A 25,703-nucleotide genomic window follows, 5' to 3' on the forward strand; every position below is an offset into this window, starting at 1 on the left:
AAGTTTGGTAAGGACTCTCCGACGGTTTTCATTTATCGTTTCAGCGGGATACCAGCATCATCGTATCCCCGATGTTCTATCAAACGTTCGTCGGAAAATGTCTCCAAGAGTATAGAATGCTCCAATGCCCGAAGTATGGACACACGACATTCTCTCAAGGCATTTTATGCCTCGATCTGATACGGTTGTCCAGTTGTTCATTCTTCTTTGCAGCATTGTAAGCTTTATGTTTTTATTCAATTGGGGCTGCAAAATTACGGATTTTCTTGAGGACCAGCAAATTTCTTTAGAATAGAAATATACCCATACAAGGTATTCGTAAATTTGCAGCATAAATCTTAATTATAAATTATTGATATTATATTTATATATGTAATCTTAAGTCAAAAGCTATTATAATTTATTATAGACGACAAGACGTTTCAAAATAATAACACGTCGAGTCTTAACCTTTCACTTTAAAATAACTTCCACTCGTGCATATTTATTTTTCAATAATTTTCGCTTCTATAGTAACCTCATCTGGTTTCATTTTCGATTTATCATGAACCTCTATTGTTTCTATGTGTTCCTCTACTATCGGATCTACATTGATAGTCAGGTATCCTTCTTTCTGATAGTCCTCACAAAGGAACCGCCAGATTAAAGGTAACCGCTTTATCCCATCTGCAGGAATTATACTCATCTGGAAATCTCGATAGTCCTTCTGTACAAAAACGGAATTTTTAGGTATATACTCTAACTGATTCTTATATGTTTGGAACACCTCTCTCCTCGCATCCCTTCCAGCATTAATCTGTGCTTTCGCCGCTTCATCTATACCAAAAGCATTGCAATAATAAAAATTGTCATCAATTTTGACAATATCTTCTGACCGGAAAGACACAACAAGCTTTGGTGTTTTAATAACAGTCTTCCCGATGTTTTCAATTCTTATACCTAGTTTACACCATCTTTTATCAACTTTAGTTGGTCTGTTCCATGACATAATTGATGCGCCAAAGTTCACAGCCTTCAAATCTTTTAACTGTGCTTGGCAAATTTGTTCTAATGGAGTCAATTCTTTATACTCATAATGTTTAATAACCCTAATATATTCTGGATGGACGGTTATTTCCGCCTTCCCACCAAAAGACACAGAAACATCTGTAGTATCCTTAAACTGACAGTTGTTCACATACCAATTATAAGTCGTTTTATATCGCTCCAATTGGTCAACAATATCTTCCCATGATGCAATATCAACAGCGAATAGCCCCTTCTCCCTATTTTCAACGTCTTTCTTTCTAATGTACCCTTCTATTTTTGCATCTTTATTCGCTGTAGTAGCAAAAACCAGCAACTTTAATTTAGGCTCAAAGCCTAGCGCCTTTTCTATTTCTGTATCAATCTCTCCTTCTGTTAATTGAGCATTCGTATAGTCATCCTTACCTTTGCACTGGATACCACAATATCCGCCATATTTTTCAACATACGAAAACACATCAACACCATGCTGATTTTGACCTTGGCGGCCATGTCGTTTAATAGAATCTTCACAAGACCATATTTCGCCCCACAATAGTTTGCAGAGTTTTTCAAAGTCTTGCCAATTACTTGGCTTTTTCAATTGAGTTTGTGCTATCATAAAAAACATATTCCTCGTTTAATGATTTTTATTTCATGCCAAATAGCTCACCCAATGTTTTCTGCGGCTTTATAGTCACATCTTGAGCTTCATAAGTATCATCAATAATGAATCTTACATATCCAGAAAAATCATTGGGAGTCGAAAATCGCAATACTGTCCCCAATATCAATTCATATATAGGTTCATTATATCCTTGAAAATTCTCAATATTACTGCAGATTGCTTTTCCCTTTTTTATTGGCTTAAGTTCCTTATTGTTCTCTATGGGTAATAATGTTACTAAAGGAATCTCGTTCTTTTTCATCACAAAAAAGCACTTAATATCCAACAAGACATTTAGAAGAACTGAAATATATGGCAATTCATCTATTTTTTCTGTAGCAATAATAGCATAATTTCCATTAAGTCCCATATCTTTTAGAACATTCGGAATCTGCTTTCTTGGCACTTTAAAATCGCCTAATCGCTTAAGGCTACACAAACAACGCAGGTATTTGTAAGCTATATCACTCCAGTAATTTGAAAAATGCACATATGGAATGCAACGACAGTCTATATCCTTAAAACTACCGTAATTGATTGTTTCCAAATTAAATGATCTGATAACATTAATGGATAATGTTTTTCCGTTTGCATATTCATTAGAATATTGAAGTATACTTTCTATCCTGCTAGCTTCAGTCTCTATACCATTAAACAACTCCTGATATTTCTGAATATTTACCACTGGATGTTCTTCTTTATCTTTCTTATCCATCTCACATTGCTGCTGGTATTTATTCAAAAGATTTTCAACTTCTGCCTTATCTACAAATCTTAACCTTGGAATATTTATAAACACCTTAGTATCATACCAAAAACCGACTTCATCCAACATCATTCTCATCATTTGAGCATCCCGTTCATTATCATTGAGTTTTAATGGTGATGCAGGTAAACTAAATAATTGCGTATTATCAGCCCCTCTTCCTTCAAGAGACCATAATCTGATGACTAATAGGCTTAGGTATTTTAATGCATCTCTGAAGAAATACTTATTATCTTTAACGCCACTCATTTGATCGTGATAGTAAAAGCCTTGTTGATAGAAATAGGTGAAGTCTGTACACATTTTATCTATCAGTTCCAACATGACTACAATCTCACTAAAAGAACTGGGTATTAGACCGTAATATTCAGGTTCAGAATGAGTTAAGAAAAATACATCATTTAGCCAATTGATTCTTCCATAATGTAACAGCATCCCACCAATCATGACATGACGCACCATAAACATTTGCTTGTCATGTCTTAAAGGAGAATCATAACTAACAAAATGGTATTTCATAGAGGCATAACTATCTGCGTATTGCCAATATTGGTTAAACCATGTATGATTGTTAAACTCTATAGCATCATTCAACAGGATCCACATCAGTTGATGGGATTGTAAACTAAGCCGTGAAGCAGATGTTTGATTATAAAATATTGAAGTTATTTCATTGTTGCCATATAAAAAATGATGCCCATCATCCATACGGATATATTCCTTCAATTTTCGTACGATATTAACAGTCACCTCATCATAGAAAGCGGGTGGTTTAATAGTATCAATTTTTTGATCAAATTGGTCTCCTTGCTGTTGTTGGATATATGAAAAAACTTTACTTAAACTTTTGACGTACAAATCCAAATTGTGCTGAGCATCCGCATAGATAGCTATATCAAGAATCTCCATAACATTGTTTGGGTCAATTTGTTCTCCTTCAACTCTTTTTAGTAATTCTCCTGCATTTGAGAAAAGTAATATTAGTTGGAACAACATAATACTGCATCCGATAAGAGCGACAACTAATACTGCTTGAACTGTTATGACTACTTGATTAAACCATCCAGCTTGTAATAAGAATGGGGCTAATATAGCAACAACCATATTGACTATCATCAGAATTTGAAAGACTTTATACACTGGTTCTTTCGAGAACCGGCATGAAAGCAAATCCGAGTCATATTGATTGTATATACTTCTAATAGTCTGTATTATTAAAGGATAACCAATACCGTAGATAGAGGCTAAAATAGAAAGAAGACCACTGAATGTATAGTTAGTAAAATCAAACATCATTTCTTACCTCCTTTCTGTTGTGCTTTTTTAAGGGTAATCGCAACATTGTTTAGGCTACTAATTTCCTGCTTCATATGCAAGTCCATACTATCAATTTTCACAGAAAGTGTTTTTAGGTTGTCCTTCATATTTATCAATGTGTGTGTCAAAATAGAATCTTTCTTCTTGTTTTGAAATTCTATACTATTATCTTGTTGTTGTCTCCTATTGAATGAAACTATAGAAAGAATAATAACTGAGGCTATTACCACTATCGTTCCTGCTATCAACAGAATATCATGTTTATACACATCTTTCTTTTTGTAGTCTATGTTTTTCACTACAACACTTTGTTGCGTATCTTCAGGCTTTAGCACTTCTTCCACAAATGGATTTTCGATTTCTCTCATATTTATAATTCAATACCTTTATCTCTTCTAAAGAATTTGCTGATTGCAAACAATAATATAATTATCACAAATATAGACGGTCTCGGCTCACTTACCACTATGACAAAATCTATAACAATCCGCTAAGAGTTCTCCAATTAACCGCAGGTTAGCTCTATTAATTAAAATCAACAAACATATCGAAGCGTTTCATGACTTATTTTTTTTAGATGCTCTCTCCCGCTTTTTCAAACTTAAATCTTGTAATACCTTTCCCATTGCGTCTTCTTTGGCAAGTAGAAGTATATCATCATCCAGTTGAAGCGCATAGAGGACTCTGAGATAAATGCCGATAGCCACTGTCGGTGCCCCCTTTTCAATCCGGCCAACCGTAAGCGGAGAGCAGGTTGCGCGTTCAGCAACCTGAGCCATGCTGAGATTCCTGCGCAGTCTAGCCAGTTTGATCTGCTCGCCGACTATCTGCATCTTCTGCTCCAGTTTTCTTGGTAACTTAGTGCCCATTGTATTCTTTGTCATATTCAACATATCATATAATATACAAATATACTACTTTTTACCTATTTAATGATGTGTTATAGGTAAAATTCGCAAGAATAGAAGATATGATATTTAAGCAGTTCAACACTTTTTCAAGCGAATAAATCGAATTCGTTACACTTTTTCCAACGAATCAGACTCTCATTATACACTTTTCCATCAAAATTGAGGTTTGAAAACTACACTTTTCCATGAAATCATCACCTTTACTTTATCCCCGTATTCATATATACGTTCATTAAAGTAAAGTCAAAATAAGGGAAGAAAAGAGATGGCTGCGCCATGGCAAAATGGCTACAGCCTTTTTCTTTTGGCTGCAAATCTTATAAGCAATCCGGTTGTAAAGGTCACTCCAATCAAGCACCAAATACATCACTTGGAATCCGAAAATATGCATGAATCTATTCTTGATTTTACAGTCCATTTTGGCTAAATAACCCCAGATATATCCTATCTTTGTAGACGAGGAGTTGTTGAGGTTTGAAAGGGCTATTTTGCCTCTTTCCCCTCTGTTCGGAGAGAGTCGATTAAATAATCTACCCTTTAAGACGAAAATATCCCAACTAATTAATAATTATTTTTACAATAATTTCCGCAATACAAAGAAAAACTAGTTGATATTGAATAATCACATGATTTCAGAAAAGGAGAAATTGATAAAAGCGATCCGGGAAAAAGGATTGCACAATAGCTTGATTTCCATATATTATAATATTGGAAGGGCATTGCCTTTCACTGCTCAGCGTTTTCCTGATGGACGAGTTTCAGGCTGGTATCGCTCGCAATATGTCGAGGTGCATAAAGTAAAGCCATCAGGGAAAGGTGGACAATATGGAGATGCCTTTGCCTTTTATTACAGGAATGGAGTGAGGGCAAATAGTTCTGATAATCCTAGCTATTGTTGGTGCAAGATAGATGACATAGAACCGCAGCCTGTCCCATGTGGAGCATGTGGATCTTGGGTGTTGCTTGATATTCTTGGAGACCCCACCCATGACCCAGTCAAAGTGTTGGAATTGGATGATGTTTTTGAAAGAGGCAAGCATAAGGGAGAGAAAGTCGTAGATGTAATCCATAGTGATTGGAACTAGATAAAATGGGCTAACGAAGAATCAAATTTCTTTTTCTTTGACATTGATGATGTAATTTCTGAGCACCGTAAAGATGTTCTATTCTACGTGCTGAAGATTCTTTCCCATTTGGTAAATATCAAGGCAAGACGATAAAGGAGGTGGCTGAAGAGAATCCAAACTATTTGAGATGGGTAAATGAGAACAGTGAATCAATTGTGATAGACATCAAGTCTCTTTTTCCAGACGAAGAAGTTTCAATATCCACTCCCGCAGGAAAACATCCCCTATTTATACCCACGTACAACTCCGAATCTTCAAAACTGAGTAAAAGAGAACATCAAGATGGCAAGTAAATTCCACACGCCATTTTCCTCTCAATACTTATGTATATTATATATTTGCTCAATTAATAATACTTTACATGACTATACAAGAAATACTATCAGAATTTGACATTGAAGGCAAACAATTCGATTATTTCGATTATGCATCAAAATATTCCAGTTGCAATGATGCAGAAAAAAGCTCTGTAGCATATCAAGCGGAAGTTATGGCTTCTGAATTGACAGAAGATTACAAAAGTGATAATGATGCTTTTAATGGCAAATTCTATTTTGGTCCTCATCTGGTTTTTCAAGACAACAATACAGGAGAATTCATAGAATATCCAGACAGGAAACTCATTACCCCGGAAATAATATCATATTGGGAAACTCGCATCAATAATGCAAAGAATTGTATATTGAAAGCTCGTTATGCTGGTCTAGTATGGGATTTTAAAGCTGCCACAACGGGAAAACAGTGCGATATTGAAATTGCCCGCACGTATATACAATCCTTAATTTGCATCATAAATAATGATTATTTATCTCATCCTATATTAGGGGTCAAACAAGCTGAGCGAGCAATAAAATTATCAAAAAAATTAAACCAAGTAGATTTGCTGGGAGAAGCTAAGTTGGCTTTATCTAACTTAATATCAAGGCATGGAAAAGAGAATGCAATAGGAATATGGGGGACTGCATATCGTATTAGCACAGAATGTCCTAATAGTTATACAAGTGAGGAGCAAACGGCTTTAATCGCTGATTTAGAAACTCGATTTATGCAAATATATAATTTGCCAGCATCTGGAGAGAAAAAACGAGATCCCTGGTTGCTGATGGACTTAGCAGATATTTTATCTGGATATTACAGAAAGTTTTCGCCAGATAAATAGAGGATTTATTTGCAAAAGTTGAAGAATCTCTTGATGCTATCATTCCCAATATGGCAAAATTACAATTAGTTGGGAATTATAGTCAACTTCACCGATTATTAGTCAAATATGGATTGCAAGATAAAGCTGCCAAACTAAGCATTAAGATAGCTAAATTCGGAGAGGGTATTCAAGATGAGATGACTGAATTTAAGCAAGAGTTTACTGTATCTAAAGAGGAAATGGATTTATGTGTAAACTCTATTTTGCATGAAAAAGATGTTGAAAAGTCATTAGGGTGTTTTACGCATTCATTTATCCCTAATAAAGAGCGTGAAAAAGAGAGTCTTGATCGTATTGTCAAAGACGCCCCATTCCTGCATATGATTCCTCAATCAATATTTGATGAAAGAGGCCGAGTAAAAGCTGTCGTAGGAGGTATTGGAACTGACCTCGAGGGCAACTTAATTGTGCATATATCTATGTCAATGAAATTTAATGCAATTTTTCTTAATGCTGTTATTGAGGAAGGGAAGCAAAGAGGTATTTTCACAAAAGAAAATATATTGTCATTTATTACTAAATCTCCAGCTATAAAAACAGAAAGAATTCCTATTATTACAAAGGGGCTTGAAGCCTATTTCAATCAAGATTATTTTGTTGCTCTCCATTTACTCATCCCACAACTCGAAGAGGCTATTAGAAATATTCTGGAAATAGGAAATATACCAACTCTTAAACCCAATAAATCAGGGAATGGTTTCCAATTAAGAATTTTGGACGACATGTTAAGAGATCCTATTGCTATTCAACTATTAACAGATGATTTCGCTAATTACCTTAGAATATTGCTGACTGATAATAGGGGGTGGAATTTAAGAAATGATATATGCCATGGAATTGCCTCCCCTCAGCTTTTCAATAAGATGGCATCGGACAGAATTATTCATGCGTTATTATGTTTTGGTGTTTTTAGGATTAAGCATGAATAATTAGAGGAGGACGCAAAGAGGGGAATTGAATATCAAGCCACATATAGGATATACCCAGTCAAGAGGATTGTCTTCACAGTTTTCTATTTCTGAAAGAATACAGTCCGCGACGCTACTAATTATATAAGTAAATATGCATTTACCTAACTAATAGAATGGTTACCGCACCTTTACTTTATCCCCGTATTCATATATACGTTCATTAAAGTAAAGTCAAAATAAGGGAAGAAAAGAGATGGCTGCGCCATGGCAAAATGGCTACAGCCTTTTTCTTTTGGCTGCAAATCTTATAAGCAATCCGGTTGTAAAGGTCAGTCCCCAACGGGCACTCCAATCAAGCACAAAATACCTCACTCTGAATCCGAAAATATCCGTGAATCCATACTCGATTTTACATCCCTTTTTGGCGAAATAAAACCCAACATGCTCTATCTTTGCAGACGGGGTCAGTCGGGATTCAAAAGGGCTGTTTTTGCCTTTTTCCCCTCTTTTCGGAGTGCGTCGATAAAAAAACGTTAAATCTTCGATTTTTCGCAAAAAAAACAAGTAAATTTTTGAGTAGTCTACCTTTTAAGATGTAAACTATTGATAATCAATAAGAATATGATGATGCATCGAAAAATATGGAAGTAAGAAAGATTTGCCAATGGTGCGGAAAACCATTTATAGCTCAAAAGACAACGACCTGTTATTGTAGCCACCAGTGTTCCAATCTTGGCTACAAAGAACGCATCCGGGAACGTAAGCGGCAGTTGAAACGAGCGCAAGAATTATTGCAACCTCGACAAGCTGCCGAGGGACAGGATTTCTTCTCTTACACCGCCGAAAAGATTGCCGAGAAATATAAGGTCAACGCCAAATGGGTGTGGACTTATATTATTACAGCAAGAAGCATATCGATGCCGTCTTCGCTAAATCAACAAAGAGTTTTCTATCTGTTATTCTTTCATTCATTGCTTTATGCTCATTAAATTTCAAGATGTTTTTTCGGTTCAAATCCATTCACAAAGTGCTCATTCGCAAAAATATATCCCATCTGGTTACAGATTAACCGTGTACCACCAATCTCGGTATCGATATTGCTATGCGAATGTCCATAACTCCAGGCATCTATTCGGCTGTGGGCAATTCAATCACCATATTCGCTCGCAAATGCACTGTTCAGTATGGAGTTCTTGTATTGTGGCGCAACCACCTCAAAAGTAGGCAAATGATGGGTAACCACCATGATATGACTCGCTGTACTCTTTTCAACGCTTTTCCGGATAAAGCCCATACAGGTCTTGTGTATCCGATTGAACTTCTCCACCTGTAGTAATTTCCTGTCAAACTTGATTTGGTGGAAGTCGTTCATACTTTTCTCGTCATTTGGGTTAATTCGCGATCATAACGTACTTAGGACAAAATCGGTATCATCGATACGGATTACCTGATTCTGATAGTACCCCACATTCTTCCGGAACATCCACTTCCATTGTAGCCCTCGTTCCATCACGTCCGAATAATTGTAATATTCGTGATTGCCGGGAACAATCAGAACCTGCTATAATTATCTGAAGCCCATTTCCAAAATTTCGTCATAGGAGCTCATATCATAAAAGATATTCTGTTTAAATTTAATAGTATGCAAATATGGCATTTATACTACTATCATTACGTGACAAAATTGAATTATTCGCAATTAAATTTATATCTTCAGTAAATTTATATCAAATAACATAACTTCATCGAAGAATAATTCATTATCTTTGCATTGAAGTAAATATACAGTGATATGACTAACAAAAGAATCAATCGGATAAAAGTAATGCTAGCAGAAAAAGGAAGGACAAATAAATGGCTTGCGCAACAAATCGGAAAAGATCCCGCTACAGTTTCTAAATGGTGTACTAATGCTGCTCAACCAGGATTAGAGACACTACTGCAAATCGCAAAAATATTAGAAGTTGATGTGAAGGAATTATTGAATTCTTCAATAGATTAATCTCAAAAAAAATTCATGATTAAACAAATATCTCAATATCTGTCTGTAGGACTACGACACAAATTATTCTTCGTGTCGGGTCAAGACCATGACATAAACTTTGCAGATATAGGATTTTATTTAAGCAAGGCTATTGAAAATAATCTTGACAATAAGCACTTATCCCTGTTTGCAGACGAGAGATTGGAAGAACTCATAAAAGACAACGTCATCTCAAATCCTGAAATAGGTAAATATGTGGCAATAAGAAATATAGGTATTCTATTTGAGCCGGAACTTAAATTAGATTTGAGAGCCAAGTTTGATTCGTGGGCTAAATCATATGTATTAATAGTAAATGCAAAAGAAGGTATGATAATTAACAATACTTTTTATCTTGCATCCGCATGCAATTCTTCATATTCTATAAATTTATCAGAAATCTCACATAAAACCATATACAATGAAATATCATGACCTCATACAATTCGACCCAATCGATGAGATTATCAAATTCGGGCAATTAGATAGCGAAGACTATCGTGCAAAATTGGTAAAAAACTTTGTCTGTTCCCAAACATTCGAAAATTATATCATACCACAGATATGCGGCAAGTTGGATCTGAATGCAACTACTGAGACTAAAGGTATTCAGATTGTTGGTAACTATGGTACAGGTAAATCTCACCTGATGTCACTTTTCTCTATCATTGCTGAAAATAGCGACTATCTCCCTATGGTGCAAAGCGAGAAGGCAAGAGAATGGCTGAAAACCATTGCCGGCAAGTATATGGTATATCGTTTTGAATTAGGAAACAGTCAAGAATTGTGGGAAGTCATTACTTATAAGATTGATAGTGCGCTTCAGACATGGGGTGTGGATTATTCGATATCTGATGATACATCTCCAAGATCATATTCAGAAAAACTGGAACTGATGATGGATGCCTTCGAAGAAAAGTATCCGGATAAAGGTTTTATGCTTGTGGTCGATGAGATGCTTGCTTACCTCAAAGGCAGAAGCGAACCATCTAAACTGAATAGAGACCTGCAAGTACTTCAAGCCTTAGGACAAATGAGCGACCGCACTCATTTCCGCATGGTATTTGGTGTGCAGGAGTTGATTTACCGTTCTCCGGAGTTTCAGTTTGCTAAAGATATGCTGGGGAGGGTAAATGAGCGTTATATTGACCTTACTATCCAGAAAGAAGACGTGCAGTTCATTGTGCAACAACGTCTTCTTCAAAAGGACGAGCACCAGAAAGCAAGAATACGTCAACATCTATCTCAATTCACCGGGATGTTCCCTCACCTGAGCAACAATTTGGATACCTATGTAAACCTGTTCCCTGTACATCCTTCATATTTTGAGAATTTTTCATTGATTCGTATCGGCAAGAGCCAGCGCGAAGTATTGAAAACCCTTTCACGGAAATTCAGTACAATGATGAATGATGAAGTCCCTACCGACAAGCCAGGATTGATTTGTTATGATTCATATTGGCAGGACATGCAGAACAATGTGGATTTGAAAGCCGATCCGGATGTACTGAAGGTAAGTACTGTCACAGAACTGATTGATCAGAAAATAGAAGAAAATTTCACAAAGGGACTTGCTCCGAAGAAACCTCTTGCCCATCGCATCGTCTCTGCAGCTGCAATAAAAATTCTACAGTCAGAGTTGAGTCATCAGAATGGCGTTTCGGCCGAAACATTGGCCAATGACCTTTGCCACATAGATATTACTTGTGAGAACTTTGACGAACTGGTAGATTTGGCATTTACTCGTGTGTTGGATTCTATTGTTTCGGCTACGATTGGCCAGTATTTCGAAAAAGGAGAAAACAATGAATACCATCTACGCATAGAAGGAGGTGTCAATTATGAGCAGAAAGTAAAAGATTATGCCTCACAAATGGGAAACAGTCAGAAGGATGAATATTTCTATATGTTTCTGGCAGAAGTCCTTCCTGTGGAAGGAGAATCTTACAGAACAAACTTCCGTATTTGGACGCATAACATAGAGTGGCTTTCTCATAAGTGTAACAGAGCCGGATATATCTTCATGGGTAATCCTAATGATCGTTCTACCACCTATCCGCAACAGCATTTCTATATCTACTTTATGCCGATATTCGATGCTGCAGCTAAAGCACATCCATGCGACAAGGATAGTGTATACTTCATAATGGACGATTTAAGTGATGAACTCAAGCAAAAGATAGTGCTTTACGGTTCTGCTCTATCACAAGAAGGAAGCGCAAGTAGCGACGAAAAACCAAGATACAAACAGTTACGCGATAAATATTATAGAGAAGCGCGTACACTTTTCAATACTGAATTTTTGAGCAAGACTCTCGTTGAATATTTGGGCGAAAAGCATCCTCTGCAAGGAATGCCTGGGGCTCAAAACGAGTCTAAAATAGATTCTGTAAGTGCTGTGACCTCCTACATTATGGAGAGTCAGTTTGAAGCAGAAAACCCTCATTATCCTAAGTTTACAGCACTGCCTCAGCCATTGACAAAGGAAAATAGAGAAAATATGCTGCGTTCTGCCAGAACCAAGATTGCCAAACCTGCCGATATGAACCGTAATGCCGAAGCCATATTGATGGGATTGGGATTGTGGGAAAACGGACGTCTCTCAACAGACCATTCCGAATATGCCCGCAGTATCAAGGCTAAATTAGAGGCCAAAAACGGACAGGTTTTGAACAGAGACGAGATTTTAATGGTGTTCTATGCCGAGAACAATGAATATATCTCATCCGACTATCATATTGAAGCCGATTTGGAAATGTTGGTGCTGGCAACCATGGCTGCTTTGGGCGAAATAGAGATAGTGCTCCAGGGAGGAAATCGCATCAATGCGGGAAACATTGCGGATATAACAAAAATCAGCTCGCAGGACAATTATAATTTCTCGAATGTATGTCCTCCAAAGGGAATCAACATACCATTGATTAGAGAAATCATGCTTGGACTATTGGGAGTGGACCGTACAAACGAGTTGGATAATCCAAACACCAGTGTTTTTGCCGACTTGCTTTCAAAAGCGCAGGAATTAGAATCAAAAATAGCTGTACTGCAGCATAAAATACATGGTGGCTATAGCTTTGCCGGTGATATAGAAATCATCTCTGACGATGAGGCAAGAAATTTGGATATTGAATTCTCCAGATTAAAGGGTATTTGCAATCAGCTTCCACGTTACAATACGAAAGCCAAGATGCGCAATATAGAGTGGCCTGTCGACATGGTTAAGACAGCCATGACAGAAACCTGTCGGAAGGTATATGAAACCAATGGGTTGCTTAAAGAGCTTGATGGGCTGAAGGATGTCATTTCCTACTTACGCACAGCCTTATCGAATATCAATGATGTAGATTTAAGAGACGATATAAATACTGCTATTGACGAATTGAAAGATGTGATCACCAAGGATAAGACGGCACGCGAAGCATATAAGTCTGAATTGGAAGCACTCAAGGGAAAATATGCCGATTGGTATATGAATGAATATCTGAAGGCTCATATCAGCGAGATAGATTATGGCAAAAAGCAGGCAATAATGTCGCAATCAAGTAAGTTGATATGTGATATTGTCCGCAATGCTTCTTTCATCAACCCGAGCAGATATGATAATTGGCAGAGAAAAATGAATCTCTTGCAGGTGGTCAATCCAAATGTAAGTAGAAATGCAATTCTTTCGATGCCAACATCGGTAGATGGGTTTAACCCAACAGTCAACCGTGAAGTGTTGCCTTCGCTGAGCGAACTTCAGGATGAGCTTAATGAAATATTTGCAGAGTTTGAGCAAAACTTCCATGAAGCATTGGAAGATCCTACAACATTCAAGAATCGCGAATTGCTGAATGAACAAGAAAAGGTAATTATAGAACAGTTTAAGAACGGTGTAATAGAATTGAACCAGCAGTATACCCGCATATTGATAGATATAATCAGCAAACTGCAAAGAAGTTTTACCAAGATAGAGATTGGTCATGATGAGATGATGAAGATTTTCTCACGACCAATGACCAAGCAACAGGCTTTGGATGCACTTGCTTCATATATTGACAATCAAAGTAGAGGTCATAAGCTTGAAGATGTACGAATTATTATTAAATAAAAATGCACTATGAGCAAAAATAAAATAAACCCATCTCTGTTTTTAGATGATGAATTTGAAGAAGTAAAGCTTACTCCTGAAAAGGTCATTTGCCTTGGAATGGAGTTTGAAAGCGAAGATGCTCGTAGAGCTTATTTTCGCGAAGAACTTCGTAAAAAATTGCCTGAACTGAAACAAGTAGAAGGTTTCCCTATTGGAGAGGATAATGATATTATCAATCTCTCAGATCCTCCATATTATACAGCATGTCCTAATCCTTGGTTGAATGATTTTATTGCTGAATGGGAAAAGGAAAAGGAGGAACTCGAAGCTCAAGGAAAACGAAAAAAGAACTTTGAGGTAAAGATGCCTTATGCGAGCGATGTGAGTGAGGGGAAAAATAATCCTATTTATATGGCACATGCATATCATACCAAAGTACCACATCCTGCAATTATGCGCTATATTCTTCATTATACTCAACCTGGAGATATTGTATTCGATGGTTTCTGTGGAACTGGCATGACCGGTGTGGCTGCACAAATATGCGGCTCAAAAAAAGACGTAGATGCTTTAGGAGAAAAAAAAGCAAAAATTGGAGTGCGCCATGCCGTATGTTCTGATTTATCACCCATAGCATCATTAATTGCAGCAAGCTACAACTTAAAATTCAACCCACAAGAATTTGAAAGAAAAGCAAATGCAATACTTAAGCAAGTAGAAGAGGAATTGGGATGGATGTATGAGACAGAAGTGAATGGAAAGAAAGCAAAAATTAATTGTACCATTTGGAGCGATGTGTTTATTTGTCCTTCATGCGGGAAAGAGATTAATCTTTGGAGTGAATCGGTAGATGTTAAAAATAGTACGATTAAGGATCAATTTTCATGTCCACATTGCGGTACATATTGTAGCAAAAAAAATATTGAGAAAGCCTGGGAAACCATATATGATTATGCGCTAGGGAAAACAATAACAGTTAACAAAAAAGTACCTGTAAGAATTAGTTATACTTGTAATGGCAAACGTGGAGAAAAAGATATTACAAAATTTGACATTGATTTATTAGAAAGAATAAACCAATTAGACACATCTAATTTAAGTACATTGAAATTAAAAGAGGGTTATAATACCATTCAACCAATTAAAAGTAATGGGATTACCCACATACATCAGTTCTATACTAAAAGAAATTTTATATATTTAAGTAGGGTTTTAGAACTTGCCCAAAAAGATATTCACCTTATTATATGGTTCACCTCTGTATGTCAGAGCACCTCTAAAATGAATAAATTTAGATTTACAGGTACAGGCATAACTACAGGTACTCTTTATGTTCCATCAATAAATTTAGAGTTTCCTGCAGGTCATACCTTAAGTAGAAAAATAACATCTTTTTTAGGGACATCCTATAATACTCGTAACAATACAACTATAGGTCTAAATTCTGCGACAAATATTCCAAATTTAAAAACTTCTTCCATAGACTATATCTTTACCGACCCACCTTTTGGTGCAAACATTATGTATTCGGAATTAAGTTCCATTTGGGAGGGATGGATAAAAGTCTCTACAAACAATAGGGAAGAGGCTATTATCAATGCGACACAAAGCAAAACGCTTTTTGAATATCAAACATTGATGAGTCGTTCTTTGAGAGAGTATTATCGTGTATTAAAGCCAGGCAAATGGCTGACAATGGAATTTAGCAATACCAGTGCGGCTGTATGGAACTCCATCCAGAATGCTATTCAAGGAGTTGGATTTATCATTGCTAATGTAGCTGCATTAGACAAAAAGCAAGGTTCATTTAAGGCAGTAACTACTACTACAGCCGTAAAGCAAGACCTTGTAATCACATGCTATAAACCAACAGATGAATTGATGTTGAAATTTGACCAATCAATTGATAAATCTGTCAATGCTATGGATTTTATTGAAGAGTTGTTAGTCCACTTGCCAGTACATTTAGAAAAAGACAATTCGACAACAGCCGTTATTGAGCGAAGTCCGAAAATCCTTTATGACAGACTGATATCATATTACGTTCAGCATGGCTATGCCATTCCTATGGATGCTCAAGAATTTCAAAAAGGATTAAGAGAGCGTTTCATTGAGCGTGACGGAATGTTCTTTACAGCATCGCAAGCTTTGGAGTATGAAGAAAAAAAGAAAGGGACAAATGGTATCATTCCTATGGCCTTGTTTATCAGTAGTGAAGCAGAAGGTATAGAGTGGCTTAAACGTGAATTGGAAACTCCACAGACCTATTCTGAAATTCAACCCGAATGGATGAAAGCTATGTCTACAACAAAGAAAGGAGATGTCCTTCCTGAATTGATGACAATTCTTGAAGAAAACTTTATTAAGGATGAAGATGGGAAATGGCGCAAGCCGGATACTGAAAAGGCTGCCGACCTTGAAATCATCCGTAGCCGAAAGATGATGAAAGAGTTTAATATGTATCTGGAACAAGCACAAAAGCCAAAAACTAAGCGCATGAAGAATACACGACTCGAAGTTCTGAGATATGGATTCAAGGAATGTTACAAACAGAAAGATTACAAATCCATCATTTTGGTTGGCGACCATATTCAGGAAGCATTGCTGCAAGAGGATGAAATATTATTGCAGTATTATGATATAGCATCAACAAGAGTATAAAAAGAATGAAATATAAAGGCAAAAGCGTTGAAATAATAGGAAGCAAGGTACTTTTTGGCAAAGAAACTGTCTGGATTCATATTTTGGAGGACAACAGTTTTGCCCAGGTGCTGCGTTCAGACCTCGAGGATGATATGGCGGAAGGGAATAATTCAGGCATATCTTATATTCGTTATATTTCCATTGCTGCCCGTATAAAGGAGGAGATGGCACAAAAGCGATTGCTTGCTCCATACGAGAGCAGTCTGATTCCTCTCCCTCACCAGATATTGGTACTGGAGAAGGTGATGCAAGGCATTCAAACCCGCTTCCTGCTTGCCGATGAGGTCGGTATGGGTAAAACAATTGAAGCTGGTTTGGTAATAAAAGAGAAAAAGCTTAGGGGGGAGGTAAAACGTATTTTGCTTATAGTGCCCAAATCAGCAATGCTACAATGGCAGCAAGAACTGAAGGAGCATTTTAAAGAGAGCTTCGTTATTTATGATAGTGAGTTTATCACTGGTATGGCAAGGACATTTGCCGGATTCGATGCTGAGGAGGAACTTAATTTCTGGACTCAGCATAATCAGATCATCGTATCTATTGATGTACTCAAACCGTTGGCGGCACGGCAAGGATGGAGTCAGGAGAAAGTTGATGAGTATAACAAATATCGTTTGGAAGCTGTAGTTAATGCCGATTTTGATATGGTTGTATTTGATGAAGCTCACAGAATGGGCGGAGCTACAGCACAAGTATCAAGGTATCAGTTGGCTGAGACTTTGTGTAATGCGGTACCGAATGTGTTACTGCTGTCAGCTACACCGCATAGAGGTAAAAGTGACCATTTCAGACGTGTGCTGCAATTGATTGATTCTGAGGCTTTCTCTGGTGAAGGTATGCCGGGCATAAATGAAATTGAACCTTATGTAATGCGTTCAGAGAAGCGTTTTGCTGTTGATTATGACGGGAAAAAACTATTCCGGCCACGAACTACTGTGCGATTCAATGTCCCGCTTGACGAGGTTAATCACAAGGCTCAGATTGAATTATATGAGCATGTGACGCAATATGTGAGATATTGTTTCGGAAGAGCTAAAAAGGGAAACCGTAATGCCACCGGACTTGTAATGGTTATGATGCAGAAACTTGCCAGCAGCAGTACTGCCGCAATTTTATCTGCCATGCAAACCAGATTGTGGAGGCTTCAGAATGGAGTGAGTGGTGATGATATTGAAGATTATGACGAAGAGGGTACTGTGGGATTTGATGACCTGGAAACCGGAGATTACTCTGTTGAGGGAGCTAATTATTCTTTTCAAAATGAGGAATCCGCTCTTTCTTCTCTCATTGTAGAAGCCCGACATTGTCTGGAGATAGAACAGGATGCGAAAACTACTGCTTTGATTCAAAAGATTTATTCCTTACAGAATGATTGTGCTGATCCCGACCTGAAGATTTTGGTCTTTACAGAATTCAGAAGGACACAAACTTACCTTCAAGAACAACTTGAAGCAGCCGGTCTTCCTACTGTTGGCATAAATGGTAGTATGGAATTGCAGGAACGACAAAAGGCCTTAATTGAATTTAAGAACAATGCCCGTGTAATGGTAGCAACCGATGCTGCCGGAGAATCTCTTAATATGCAATTCTGCCATATCGTTTTCAATTATGATTTGCCATGGAATCCAATGGCTATAGAACAGAGAATAGGTCGTGTTGACCGTATCGGACAAAAGAGTCCTGTCGTAGCGTTCAATATGTTGACTAATAATACGGTTGATACGCGTGTATATGAGATTATTGTTGATAAACTGGATGCCATATTGAATGAATTGGGTATCGACAAGAGCGGTGATGTACTTGACTCTACTATCGATATGAAGAAGGTAAACCACCTTTATTTGCAATCATTATTAGACCCGAAACGTTTTGATTTTGCCAGCGACAGTTGGCTATTTGAAATTAGAAAGAAATTGCACGATTATAAATCTACAGAAGGTGTCTTACCCTCATTTTCAGAAAATGACATAGAAAAAGAGAGTGCCGGAGAAATAAAATACAGCCCATTACCTGTGTGGCTTGAAGAACTGATGGATTTATATGTCGTGAGTGAGAACGGTAAAGTATCTAAATTGATTACCGGTGTTACTGAGTATGCGGTAGATGATCAAAAACTGAATGCTGTTTTCGACTCGACTGCTCATGGAGATAATCCGGATTGTGAATATCTGACACTTCAGCATCCTGTTGTGAAACGGATACTTGATGAAATTGATGGTAATACTCAGCAGGATGTTCCGGTAATGATGTCGAGAAACGGAAATGAATTGCCTGGATATCTGACTCTATGGAAAGTATTAGCAAAAAACAGTTATGAAACAAAAGTAACCTATACTGCTCAATTTATCGCAGATAACGGCAAGGTGTATGCCCCTTATGGAAATGATATATGGAACAGACTTGTACAGAATAAGAGTGATTTCTTATGTACCGGAGAAGCAGTTCCGATGACTGAACTGGATAATAATAACCAGTTACAAAGCAATCTTCATGCAATATTTCATAGAATGGAGATGGATATTGATTCCAATATGAAGAATATGTCTGAGAAGAAGTTGCGTGCGTTGCAATATGCAGAACAAAGAATAAACAAGATAGGCATTGTAAATATACGCAATGCCAAATTGAAGAAACTGAATTCAGAAAAAGAAGTATGGGAAAAAGCTTTTAGTAAAAGAAAAAGTGTTGTTCCCGACGTATCGATGATTTTGATAGTAAGAGTGAATGGATAGATTTATAGAGAAAATAGTAGAAAATGTAGGATATGACGGATTCAGACTGACGGCAGTTATAAATCCGGATAGCTTTTTATATAGAGCGGATACTCAAGAGAATGTTTTTCGAGAATCCGGTTTATTCCTATTGCCTGTACATTCTTCACTGGAACTAAGGGTAAGATATGAAACTACAGACCGGTGGTCGGATGAAAGAGTTTGCTATATTATAGAAGATTCGAGTTGGATTCTGCCCGATTTGATGCGGAAAATACATCTGCTTCCTACTTTCAGCTTGACTAAGTTGCTGCCGGCACTCAATTCTAATGTATTGCTCAACAATGAGCTATTATACTTTTCGACAGCATCTTATTTATACAATAAACGCTATACATATAATCTCTCTGCAACAGAAACAAAGTCTTTGATAAATGAAGCACGAAGTGCGTTTGGAGTATCAAAAGAGGAACTTATTGAGGAATTTGGTAAGATAAAACTTAATTGGGACGATGTAATTACAATTGAAACAATTTCAAGAATTATAAACAAAGCACTTAAGCAAGACCGGTATAATGACATTGAGAACAGCCTGTCTGAAATCAATGATGATTTTCAAGAGTACATAAGCAACAGTTACTTCTCAAAGATATCTTCGTCTGCAATACAGAGACCGAAGATGGTTAATAGGATTCTGCCGTTTATAGATAGAAATCACTATAGAAGTGAAAAGGTAGCATTAGCGGTTATAGACGGGATGACTTACTGGCAATATCTATTACTGGAAAAAGAACTTCAGTTGTTAGGTATATCTGCCATTAATTCATTTACCTTAGCTTGGCTTCCTTCTATTACAAAGTTGTCGCGTCAAGCTATATTCAAGGGTGACATACCCGATATAAGATACAAGCAATCACCCTATGAAGAACAGAAATTATGGGAGAATTTCTGGGTTTCGCAAAGCAGATTTAAGAACTTTGAATCATGCAATATAAGTTATAATCACGGTAGTTTTACTATAGACAATTCTGATAAAACCAGACAAGCATTCGTGGATACTACTCTGGATGAACGAATGCATGCTGTTGGAAATATCAGGGAGTTATATCTCCTGTCTGAAGAATGGGCCAAAGATACTGCATCATATATAAAAGATATTCATGAGATGGGATATCAGATATATATAACAACAGACCATGGCAATATTCAGGCATCACCATGGAGATTGCTCAATTCGCATGAAAAGACATTCCTGTATGAAAAGGAAAGCCGTGGTAACAGGCATCTTATATATTCCAACAATGGTTATTTAAATCAGTTTGTTGCAAAAAATGAGGATATAAAGAGTGAATTGCTTATCAAAGATAATTGGGCTGTTTGGCGCAATACAAAAAGTTTTAGTAATAATTTTGGAATTACTCATGGAGGAGCTCATTTTCTTGAAGTTGTCATTCCATTCATCATAATCAATAAGAAATAAAATGAGAAAGACAGTAGGCATAAATCAACGAATCGGTGTTAACGTTATTGAAATGGCAATGAAAGCAGCTCTTGATGGGAGTTTTTCATCAGAGTATGCAGCGGATTTAGCTTCTGGAGAATATGAGGGAGCAAATAGAATCACTAAAGCGCGAAGCATCATAGGGAGGCTTTCTGTTCGCAATCCCTTATTTGATTATATTGCAGAACATAAGCAGCAGTTCAATGCGACTATGAAACGCAAAGGGGATAGAGCAATTATATTCGCAGCACTTATTAATGCTGCGTATGGTTTTGGTTATGATGCAATGGTTATATTAGGCAAGTTCTTTCATGTGCAGACTGAAGTTTCCACGCAGCTTATTATAAGCCGAATGTCTTCTATATATGCAAGTAACAGATCATTGCCTAATGGTTTGTACTGCATTATGCCGATGTATATCGAAGCTGGACTATTAAACAGGCCTAAACCTGGAGTTTATACGAAGAACTATTATGATGAAGTATCTACTTTTGCCAAAACACTATACAAGAAGTCATTCATTGTACATAATCCTATGATGTTTGAAGAAGACTTGGAATATACTGAGCATCCATATTTTGAGTTTATATCGTAGATTAAAAGATTTAATGATTGAGGATTAACGGATGAAAAAGACAATTAACGGAGAACAATATTATCTTCCGAGCGATTTAGCCTCGGAACAAAAAGCTATTTATGTCCATATCATAGACTGGAAGCGCAAAAATATCACTACAGAAAGAGGTATGTATAAAGGACATGAATACGATGCCATTTTCCCAAATGAAACAACTATTCCGGCAATGATGTACAAACCGATAATACCATTGCTGGAGGAAATGCAACAGAGTGATTTTGCTTATAAGCCACATAAGTTTGCATATCACGCAGTAAGTTCTCAGACTGCCTGCATCAATCTTTTCATGCCATTACTCCTTTCTGAAAATGTTGACTGCATATTACCTATGATTCCCGAATGTCCTTCAGATTTTAGTAAGATAGCAAGAGACAAACTGTTCCGTGGATTTTGTTTTGAATATTGGGGACAAGATATTAAACAAGGAGCTGGCGTTTTAAATGACCATTCCAAACGTGCCGGAACGGATGCTGATGTAGCCATTGCTTATTATAACATGGAAGGCAAATTATGTCTGTGGCTGATAGAGCATAAACTGAGCGAGAAAGAGTTTACAGTATGCGGAGCATACAAAAGCAAAGCAAATAGATACAAAAACAATTGTACTCAATGTAATCTCATGAGTATAGCCAAAAAACCTCAGAAATGCCATTATCACATGATAGGATATAAATATTGGGATATTCTAAAGAAGAATCTGGATAGATTCCAAGGTTCAATTGAGATTAAAGGTTGTCCGTTCAAAGATGGACTCAACCAACTATGGCGCAATCAGGTGCTTGCCTTCGCCTTGCAAGAGACAGGAATATACAGTAGAGTAACTTTTTCGGTATGTCATCATGCAAAGAATATGATGTTAGATAAGTCTATCAATCAATACAAAACCTTGACCAACGAAGACAAAATGTTCAGTTCTTTCACCAATTACGATGTGTTGAAAGCTGTAAATACTCTTGATTCAGAATTACAGAAATGGAATCAATGGTATAAGGACTTATATTGCTTCTGAGATATCTATTAAATCTTTTTAGAATATATAAATTTTATATTCAAAGTATCATATCTCAATGCACTGAATTTAATATGAGAACTAATATCTATGTCATTATTCCAATGTTGCTTCATAGAATATTTTATGAAGCATTTTTATTATACGAACAATAAAGCAACATATTGAGGAATTATATTGTGTACATTTAGACAGTCTTGCCGGCACTTCCAATGATTGTAAAAGCAACATGGGGTATAGGATTCTATTATAGAAGAATCTCAATATCTAAAATATATCATTATAAATCAATGATATAAATATTAATTTTAGGTGTAGAAAAAATAAGCATTATTCTAAAAATGTCACTATAATGTCACGATTTTGAACGGAATAACAATAAACAGAAATTTCAAATACTCATGTCCGGATTCGGAAAGAGTTCGAAACCCTCGCACCGTTCAAATATGCTTTGGAGGCCTATTGCTTGGATAATATACAGACTTTCAGCCTATTGATAGTCAATTAACATAATATGCTGCATCGTAAGTAATTATTTGATTATCAAATATAAAATGGACTATAATCAATTAATATGACGCTCTATATTGAGAAACCGCAATTTATTTCTATTCTGCGATAGATAAAATTCCGGACAATACTTTTTTGGTACTCTTAAATAATTTTTGAGAAAAGTTTAATTATTATTGATTTACCAAAAAATATCTCGAATATCGGTTTTTTAGAAAAATTTGAATACCTTTGTATCTGAATATTAGATGTGTAATTTAGATAGGGGTGTGTATTGTTGTAAGGCCGGTAATTATTAGAAATTAAGTAAAGGTCTTTTATATTTGTTTGTTTCCCCTATTTTTATGTAGATTATATGGCAGCTTCTTTACAGAGAAAGGCCTTTTGGGGAATGGTTTGGAATTTTGCAGAGAGTTTTTCTTTGCAGATTATACAGTTTATTATAGGCATTTTTATGGCCCGTATCCTCCAGCCTTCAGATTATGGGATGGTTGGTATGTTGTCGATATTTTTGACAATATCTAATATGTTGATTACTTCGGGCTTCTATAGAGCATTGATACAGAAAAAAGATCGTACGGCAATCGATTATTCTACTGTATTTTATTTTAATATTGTGGTGGGATTAGTCTTATATTTGATATTATTTTTTTCTTCTCCTTATATTGCTCTGTTTTATAATGTACCTGTTTTAGAAGATCTTACTAAAGTTATAGCAATTCCTCTCATTTTAAACTCATTATCCCAGGTTCAAAATGCTAAGTTCACTATTGAAATGAATTTTAAGATGTTGGCCAAAATATCCATTATAACTGCTATTATTACCGGTATTTCTAGCTTGTATATGGCTTATTCGGGATTTGGTGTTTGGTCGATAGCCTATTCTTCTGTTATCGGAGAATCTTCTCGATGCATTCTATTGTGGTTTTTTGCAAACTGGATTCCGTTATGGAAATTTTCTTGGAAATCTTTTAGGGAAATGTTTTCATTTGGTTCTAAAATGTTTGCATCTGGTTTGTTAGAGTCTATTTATAATAATCTATATACTTTGATAATTGGTAAAAAATTTGCGGCTACAGAATTGGGGTATTATACAAGGGCGAATGGGTATGCCCAGTTACCTGTTGCTACATTCAATAATGCGTTATCTAAAGTTACTTTTCCGATGTTTTGTGAAGTACAGAAGGACGATGAAAGGATGATTTTATTATACCATAAATTATTACGCTTTACGGCATTTATTATATTTCCTATAATGATGCTGTTCATTGTATTAGCCCGACCGTTGATATTATTTATGATAACAGACAAATGGGAATCATGTGTGATATTATTACAAATACTTTGTCTTTCTTATATCTGGCATCCTGTTCAAATTGTAAATATAAACCTGCTACAAGCTAAGGGACGGGCCGATGTAACTTTAAAGATTGATATTTTAAAAAAAGGTATAGGAGTGTTGGTTTTATGTCTGACTATTCCTTTAGGGATTGTTGCGATGTGTATAGGGTTGATAGTCGTTTCTTTGATAAGTACTTTAATAAATATTTATTTTACCAAGAGAATAATACATATCGAAATATTGTCGCAAGTAAAAGATTTATGTCCTCCATTGCTCTGTTCTCTTTTTATGATGGTTATAACATATTTTGTAACATCGTTGATCCCTCAAAATGGGCTGAGGATATTGGTAGGGGGAGTAGTCGGTATTGTGACTTATTTTTTTGTTGCATATTTATTTAGGTCAAAAGAGCTTCAATATCTGTTTGAGTTTATAAATAAAAAGAAATCGATATGAAATCACCGGTAAACAGAATGTTGAGATTTATATCAAGTATTATTGTAAATATAAAGTTGGGTATAAATATTTATAAAACTATTTATATCAATTTTCGATTTTTGCCGTTTAAGCAAGCCTGCAAATTACCTATTTGGGTTTATGGGAAAATGAAATTTGGTTATAAATCAGGGTCGATAATCATTGATGCTCCGGTTAGTCGAAAAATGATAGTGATCGGTATAAATAGAGATCGTTTTATGGCACCGCAAGGAACTTTCTTTATAGATGTTGCCGGAAAAATAATTTTCAAAGGATCTGTAATTATGGGGAGAGGGTGCACTCTCGCTAGTCAGCAGAATGCGGTTTTGATTTTAGGTAAGGCTGTGAGAATATCTAGTTTTGTTAAAATAAGGGCTTATAAAAGAATTGAGATAGGCAATTTTACTGCGGTAACTTCCGAATGTCAGATTTTTGATACCAATTTTCATTATATGCGTAATACAAAAACCGGGAAAGTAGATCCTATATCAAAAGATGTTTTTATCGGGGAATGTTGTTGGATAGGGAATCGGACGAATATTATGAAAGGAACTGTTTTGCCGGATAATACAATTGTTTCATCTAATAGTTTATTAAATAAAGATTATACCTCTACCGTACCGCCATATTCTATTATTGGCGGTATGCCGGCACATTTGTTAAAGACCGATATGGCTCGAGTTTATCATTGGGAAATATATGCCGAATTGGAATCGCATTTTTCGGCCTCGGAAGATTCTTATTTTACATATACCGGAGTAGAAGACGAAACTCCTTATATTGAAAAATCTATGTTTATTTAATATGGGATAA

The 25,703-nt window shown here is 36.2% G+C and carries 21 protein-coding genes and 2 pseudogenes; 16 read left to right on the forward strand and 7 right to left on the reverse strand.

The window, feature by feature from the left end; genetic code table 11:
* Positions 1-180 (forward strand): hypothetical protein (locus Q0093_RS07910; protein WP_297929521.1); only part of this gene is annotated, 180 nt, incomplete at its 5' end.
* Between the two features lie 304 nt (positions 181-484).
* Here Q0093_RS07910 and Q0093_RS07915 read toward each other — a convergent pair.
* The 5 genes from Q0093_RS07915 to Q0093_RS07935 form a co-directional block, all read right to left on the reverse strand.
* Positions 485-1,627, reverse strand: a complete 1,143-nt coding sequence (locus Q0093_RS07915; RefSeq protein ID WP_297929524.1) for a hypothetical protein — start codon at positions 1,625-1,627, stop codon at positions 485-487.
* Positions 1,628-1,655: 28 nt separating this feature from the next.
* A complete protein-coding gene (locus Q0093_RS07920) occupies positions 1,656-3,542 on the reverse strand; it encodes a hypothetical protein (RefSeq protein WP_297929526.1) in 1,887 nt (628 codons plus the stop codon).
* A 188-nt stretch (positions 3,543-3,730) separates the two neighbouring features.
* Positions 3,731-4,123 (reverse strand): hypothetical protein, encoded by a 393-nt coding sequence (locus Q0093_RS07925; protein ID WP_297929528.1) that lies wholly within the window; start codon positions 4,121-4,123, stop codon positions 3,731-3,733.
* 189 nt (positions 4,124-4,312) lie between these two features.
* A complete protein-coding gene (locus Q0093_RS07930; protein WP_297929530.1) occupies positions 4,313-4,639 on the reverse strand; it encodes a helix-turn-helix transcriptional regulator in 327 nt (108 codons plus the stop codon).
* 259 nt (positions 4,640-4,898) lie between these two features.
* A complete protein-coding gene (locus Q0093_RS07935; RefSeq protein ID WP_297929532.1) occupies positions 4,899-5,084 on the reverse strand; it encodes a hypothetical protein in 186 nt (61 codons plus the stop codon).
* A gap of 208 nt (positions 5,085-5,292) precedes the next feature.
* On the opposite strand from Q0093_RS07935, the gene Q0093_RS07940 reads away from it, so the two are divergent.
* The 4 genes from Q0093_RS07940 (at position 5,293) to Q0093_RS07950 (ending at position 7,923) form a co-directional block, all read left to right on the forward strand.
* Positions 5,293-5,751: a hypothetical protein gene (locus Q0093_RS07940; protein WP_297929534.1), complete on the forward strand. Its 459-nt coding sequence runs from the start codon at positions 5,293-5,295 to the stop codon at positions 5,749-5,751.
* An 80-nt stretch (positions 5,752-5,831) separates the two neighbouring features.
* On the forward strand, positions 5,832-6,086 hold the full coding sequence (locus Q0093_RS14865; protein ID WP_367175058.1) for a hypothetical protein: 255 nt from the start codon (positions 5,832-5,834) through the stop codon (positions 6,084-6,086).
* 68 nt (positions 6,087-6,154) lie between these two features.
* Positions 6,155-6,952, forward strand: coding sequence for a hypothetical protein (locus Q0093_RS07945; protein WP_297929536.1), 798 nt, complete (start codon positions 6,155-6,157; stop codon positions 6,950-6,952).
* A 50-nt stretch (positions 6,953-7,002) separates the two neighbouring features.
* On the forward strand, positions 7,003-7,923 hold the full coding sequence (locus tag Q0093_RS07950) for a DUF4209 domain-containing protein (RefSeq protein ID WP_297929537.1): 921 nt from the start codon (positions 7,003-7,005) through the stop codon (positions 7,921-7,923).
* A 258-nt stretch (positions 7,924-8,181) separates the two neighbouring features.
* On the opposite strand, the gene Q0093_RS07955 is transcribed toward Q0093_RS07950, so the two are convergent.
* Entirely contained in the window at positions 8,182-8,460 is a 279-nt protein-coding gene (locus Q0093_RS07955; protein WP_297929539.1) for a hypothetical protein, read from the reverse strand.
* An 86-nt stretch (positions 8,461-8,546) separates the two neighbouring features.
* Here Q0093_RS07955 and Q0093_RS07960 point away from each other — a divergent pair.
* Positions 8,547-8,798: pseudogene (locus Q0093_RS07960) on the forward strand (hypothetical protein); the annotation flags it as partial.
* Between the two features lie 92 nt (positions 8,799-8,890).
* Here the strand turns inward: Q0093_RS07960 and Q0093_RS07965 are convergent.
* Positions 8,891-9,510 (reverse strand): annotated as a pseudogene (locus tag Q0093_RS07965) (metallophosphoesterase); the annotation flags it as partial.
* A gap of 187 nt (positions 9,511-9,697) precedes the next feature.
* On the opposite strand from Q0093_RS07965, the gene Q0093_RS07970 reads away from it, so the two are divergent.
* The 10 genes from Q0093_RS07970 to Q0093_RS08015 all read left to right on the forward strand — a co-directional run bounded on the left by Q0093_RS07970 (position 9,698) and on the right by Q0093_RS08015 (position 25,693).
* Positions 9,698-9,907 carry a helix-turn-helix transcriptional regulator gene (locus tag Q0093_RS07970; RefSeq protein ID WP_297929541.1) on the forward strand — a complete coding sequence of 70 codons (210 nt, stop codon included), beginning with the start codon at positions 9,698-9,700 and terminating at the stop codon, positions 9,905-9,907.
* A gap of 15 nt (positions 9,908-9,922) precedes the next feature.
* Positions 9,923-10,363 (forward strand): hypothetical protein, encoded by a 441-nt coding sequence (locus Q0093_RS07975; RefSeq protein ID WP_297929543.1) that lies wholly within the window; start codon positions 9,923-9,925, stop codon positions 10,361-10,363.
* Positions 10,350-14,018 (forward strand): DUF6079 family protein, encoded by a 3,669-nt coding sequence (locus Q0093_RS07980; RefSeq protein ID WP_297929545.1) that lies wholly within the window; start codon positions 10,350-10,352, stop codon positions 14,016-14,018. Before Q0093_RS07975 ends, Q0093_RS07980 begins: the two co-directional genes overlap by 14 nt.
* Positions 14,019-14,027: 9 nt before the next feature.
* Positions 14,028-16,661, forward strand: a complete 2,634-nt coding sequence (locus tag Q0093_RS07985; RefSeq protein WP_297929547.1) for a DNA methyltransferase — start codon at positions 14,028-14,030, stop codon at positions 16,659-16,661.
* 5 nt (positions 16,662-16,666) lie between these two features.
* On the forward strand, positions 16,667-19,435 hold the full coding sequence (locus Q0093_RS07990) for a DEAD/DEAH box helicase (protein WP_297929548.1): 2,769 nt from the start codon (positions 16,667-16,669) through the stop codon (positions 19,433-19,435).
* Positions 19,428-20,894 (forward strand): PglZ domain-containing protein, encoded by a 1,467-nt coding sequence (locus Q0093_RS07995; protein WP_297929550.1) that lies wholly within the window; start codon positions 19,428-19,430, stop codon positions 20,892-20,894. The genes Q0093_RS07990 and Q0093_RS07995 overlap by 8 nt, the downstream gene beginning before the upstream one ends.
* Position 20,895: 1 nt before the next feature.
* The gene (locus tag Q0093_RS08000; RefSeq protein WP_297929552.1) at positions 20,896-21,510 is read left to right on the forward strand and encodes a hypothetical protein; all 615 of its coding nucleotides are present in this window, start codon (positions 20,896-20,898) and stop codon (positions 21,508-21,510) included.
* A 31-nt stretch (positions 21,511-21,541) separates the two neighbouring features.
* Entirely contained in the window at positions 21,542-22,561 is a 1,020-nt protein-coding gene (locus tag Q0093_RS08005) for a hypothetical protein (RefSeq protein WP_297929553.1), read from the forward strand.
* A gap of 865 nt (positions 22,562-23,426) precedes the next feature.
* Positions 23,427-24,869, forward strand: coding sequence for a lipopolysaccharide biosynthesis protein (locus Q0093_RS08010; protein ID WP_297929555.1), 1,443 nt, complete (start codon positions 23,427-23,429; stop codon positions 24,867-24,869).
* Positions 24,866-25,693 carry an acyltransferase gene (locus Q0093_RS08015; RefSeq protein WP_297929557.1) on the forward strand — a complete coding sequence of 276 codons (828 nt, stop codon included), beginning with the start codon at positions 24,866-24,868 and terminating at the stop codon, positions 25,691-25,693. Before Q0093_RS08010 ends, Q0093_RS08015 begins: the two co-directional genes overlap by 4 nt.
* Positions 25,694-25,703 lie beyond the last annotated feature (10 nt).

The organism is uncultured Coprobacter sp. (genome assembly GCF_947855755.1).
GTDB lineage: Bacteria > Bacteroidota > Bacteroidia > Bacteroidales > Coprobacteraceae > Coprobacter.

Excerpts from the sequence above, each read along its gene's own strand:
- Q0093_RS07915 (WP_297929524.1), bottom strand. The coding sequence starts at position 1,627 with ATGATAGCACAAACTCAATTGAAAAAGCCAAGTAATTGGCAAGACTTT.
- Q0093_RS07920 (WP_297929526.1), bottom strand. The coding sequence starts at position 3,542 with ATGGTTGTTGCTATATTAGCCCCATTCTTATTACAAGCTGGATGGTTT.
- Q0093_RS07925 (WP_297929528.1), bottom strand. The coding sequence starts at position 4,123 with ATGAGAGAAATCGAAAATCCATTTGTGGAAGAAGTGCTAAAGCCTGAA.
- Q0093_RS07930 (WP_297929530.1), bottom strand. The coding sequence starts at position 4,639 with ATGACAAAGAATACAATGGGCACTAAGTTACCAAGAAAACTGGAGCAG.
- Q0093_RS07935 (WP_297929532.1), bottom strand. The coding sequence starts at position 5,084 with ATGGACTGTAAAATCAAGAATAGATTCATGCATATTTTCGGATTCCAA.
- Q0093_RS07940 (WP_297929534.1), top strand. The coding sequence starts at position 5,293 with ATGATTTCAGAAAAGGAGAAATTGATAAAAGCGATCCGGGAAAAAGGA.
- Q0093_RS07945 (WP_297929536.1), top strand. The coding sequence starts at position 6,155 with ATGACTATACAAGAAATACTATCAGAATTTGACATTGAAGGCAAACAA.
- Q0093_RS07950 (WP_297929537.1), top strand. The coding sequence starts at position 7,003 with ATGGCAAAATTACAATTAGTTGGGAATTATAGTCAACTTCACCGATTA.
- Q0093_RS07970 (WP_297929541.1), top strand. The coding sequence starts at position 9,698 with ATGACTAACAAAAGAATCAATCGGATAAAAGTAATGCTAGCAGAAAAA.
- Q0093_RS07975 (WP_297929543.1), top strand. The coding sequence starts at position 9,923 with ATGATTAAACAAATATCTCAATATCTGTCTGTAGGACTACGACACAAA.
- Q0093_RS07980 (WP_297929545.1), top strand. The coding sequence starts at position 10,350 with ATGAAATATCATGACCTCATACAATTCGACCCAATCGATGAGATTATC.
- Q0093_RS07985 (WP_297929547.1), top strand. The coding sequence starts at position 14,028 with ATGAGCAAAAATAAAATAAACCCATCTCTGTTTTTAGATGATGAATTT.
- Q0093_RS07990 (WP_297929548.1), top strand. The coding sequence starts at position 16,667 with ATGAAATATAAAGGCAAAAGCGTTGAAATAATAGGAAGCAAGGTACTT.
- Q0093_RS07995 (WP_297929550.1), top strand. The coding sequence starts at position 19,428 with ATGGATAGATTTATAGAGAAAATAGTAGAAAATGTAGGATATGACGGA.
- Q0093_RS08000 (WP_297929552.1), top strand. The coding sequence starts at position 20,896 with ATGAGAAAGACAGTAGGCATAAATCAACGAATCGGTGTTAACGTTATT.
- Q0093_RS08005 (WP_297929553.1), top strand. The coding sequence starts at position 21,542 with ATGAAAAAGACAATTAACGGAGAACAATATTATCTTCCGAGCGATTTA.
- Q0093_RS08010 (WP_297929555.1), top strand. The coding sequence starts at position 23,427 with ATGGCAGCTTCTTTACAGAGAAAGGCCTTTTGGGGAATGGTTTGGAAT.
- Q0093_RS08015 (WP_297929557.1), top strand. The coding sequence starts at position 24,866 with ATGAAATCACCGGTAAACAGAATGTTGAGATTTATATCAAGTATTATT.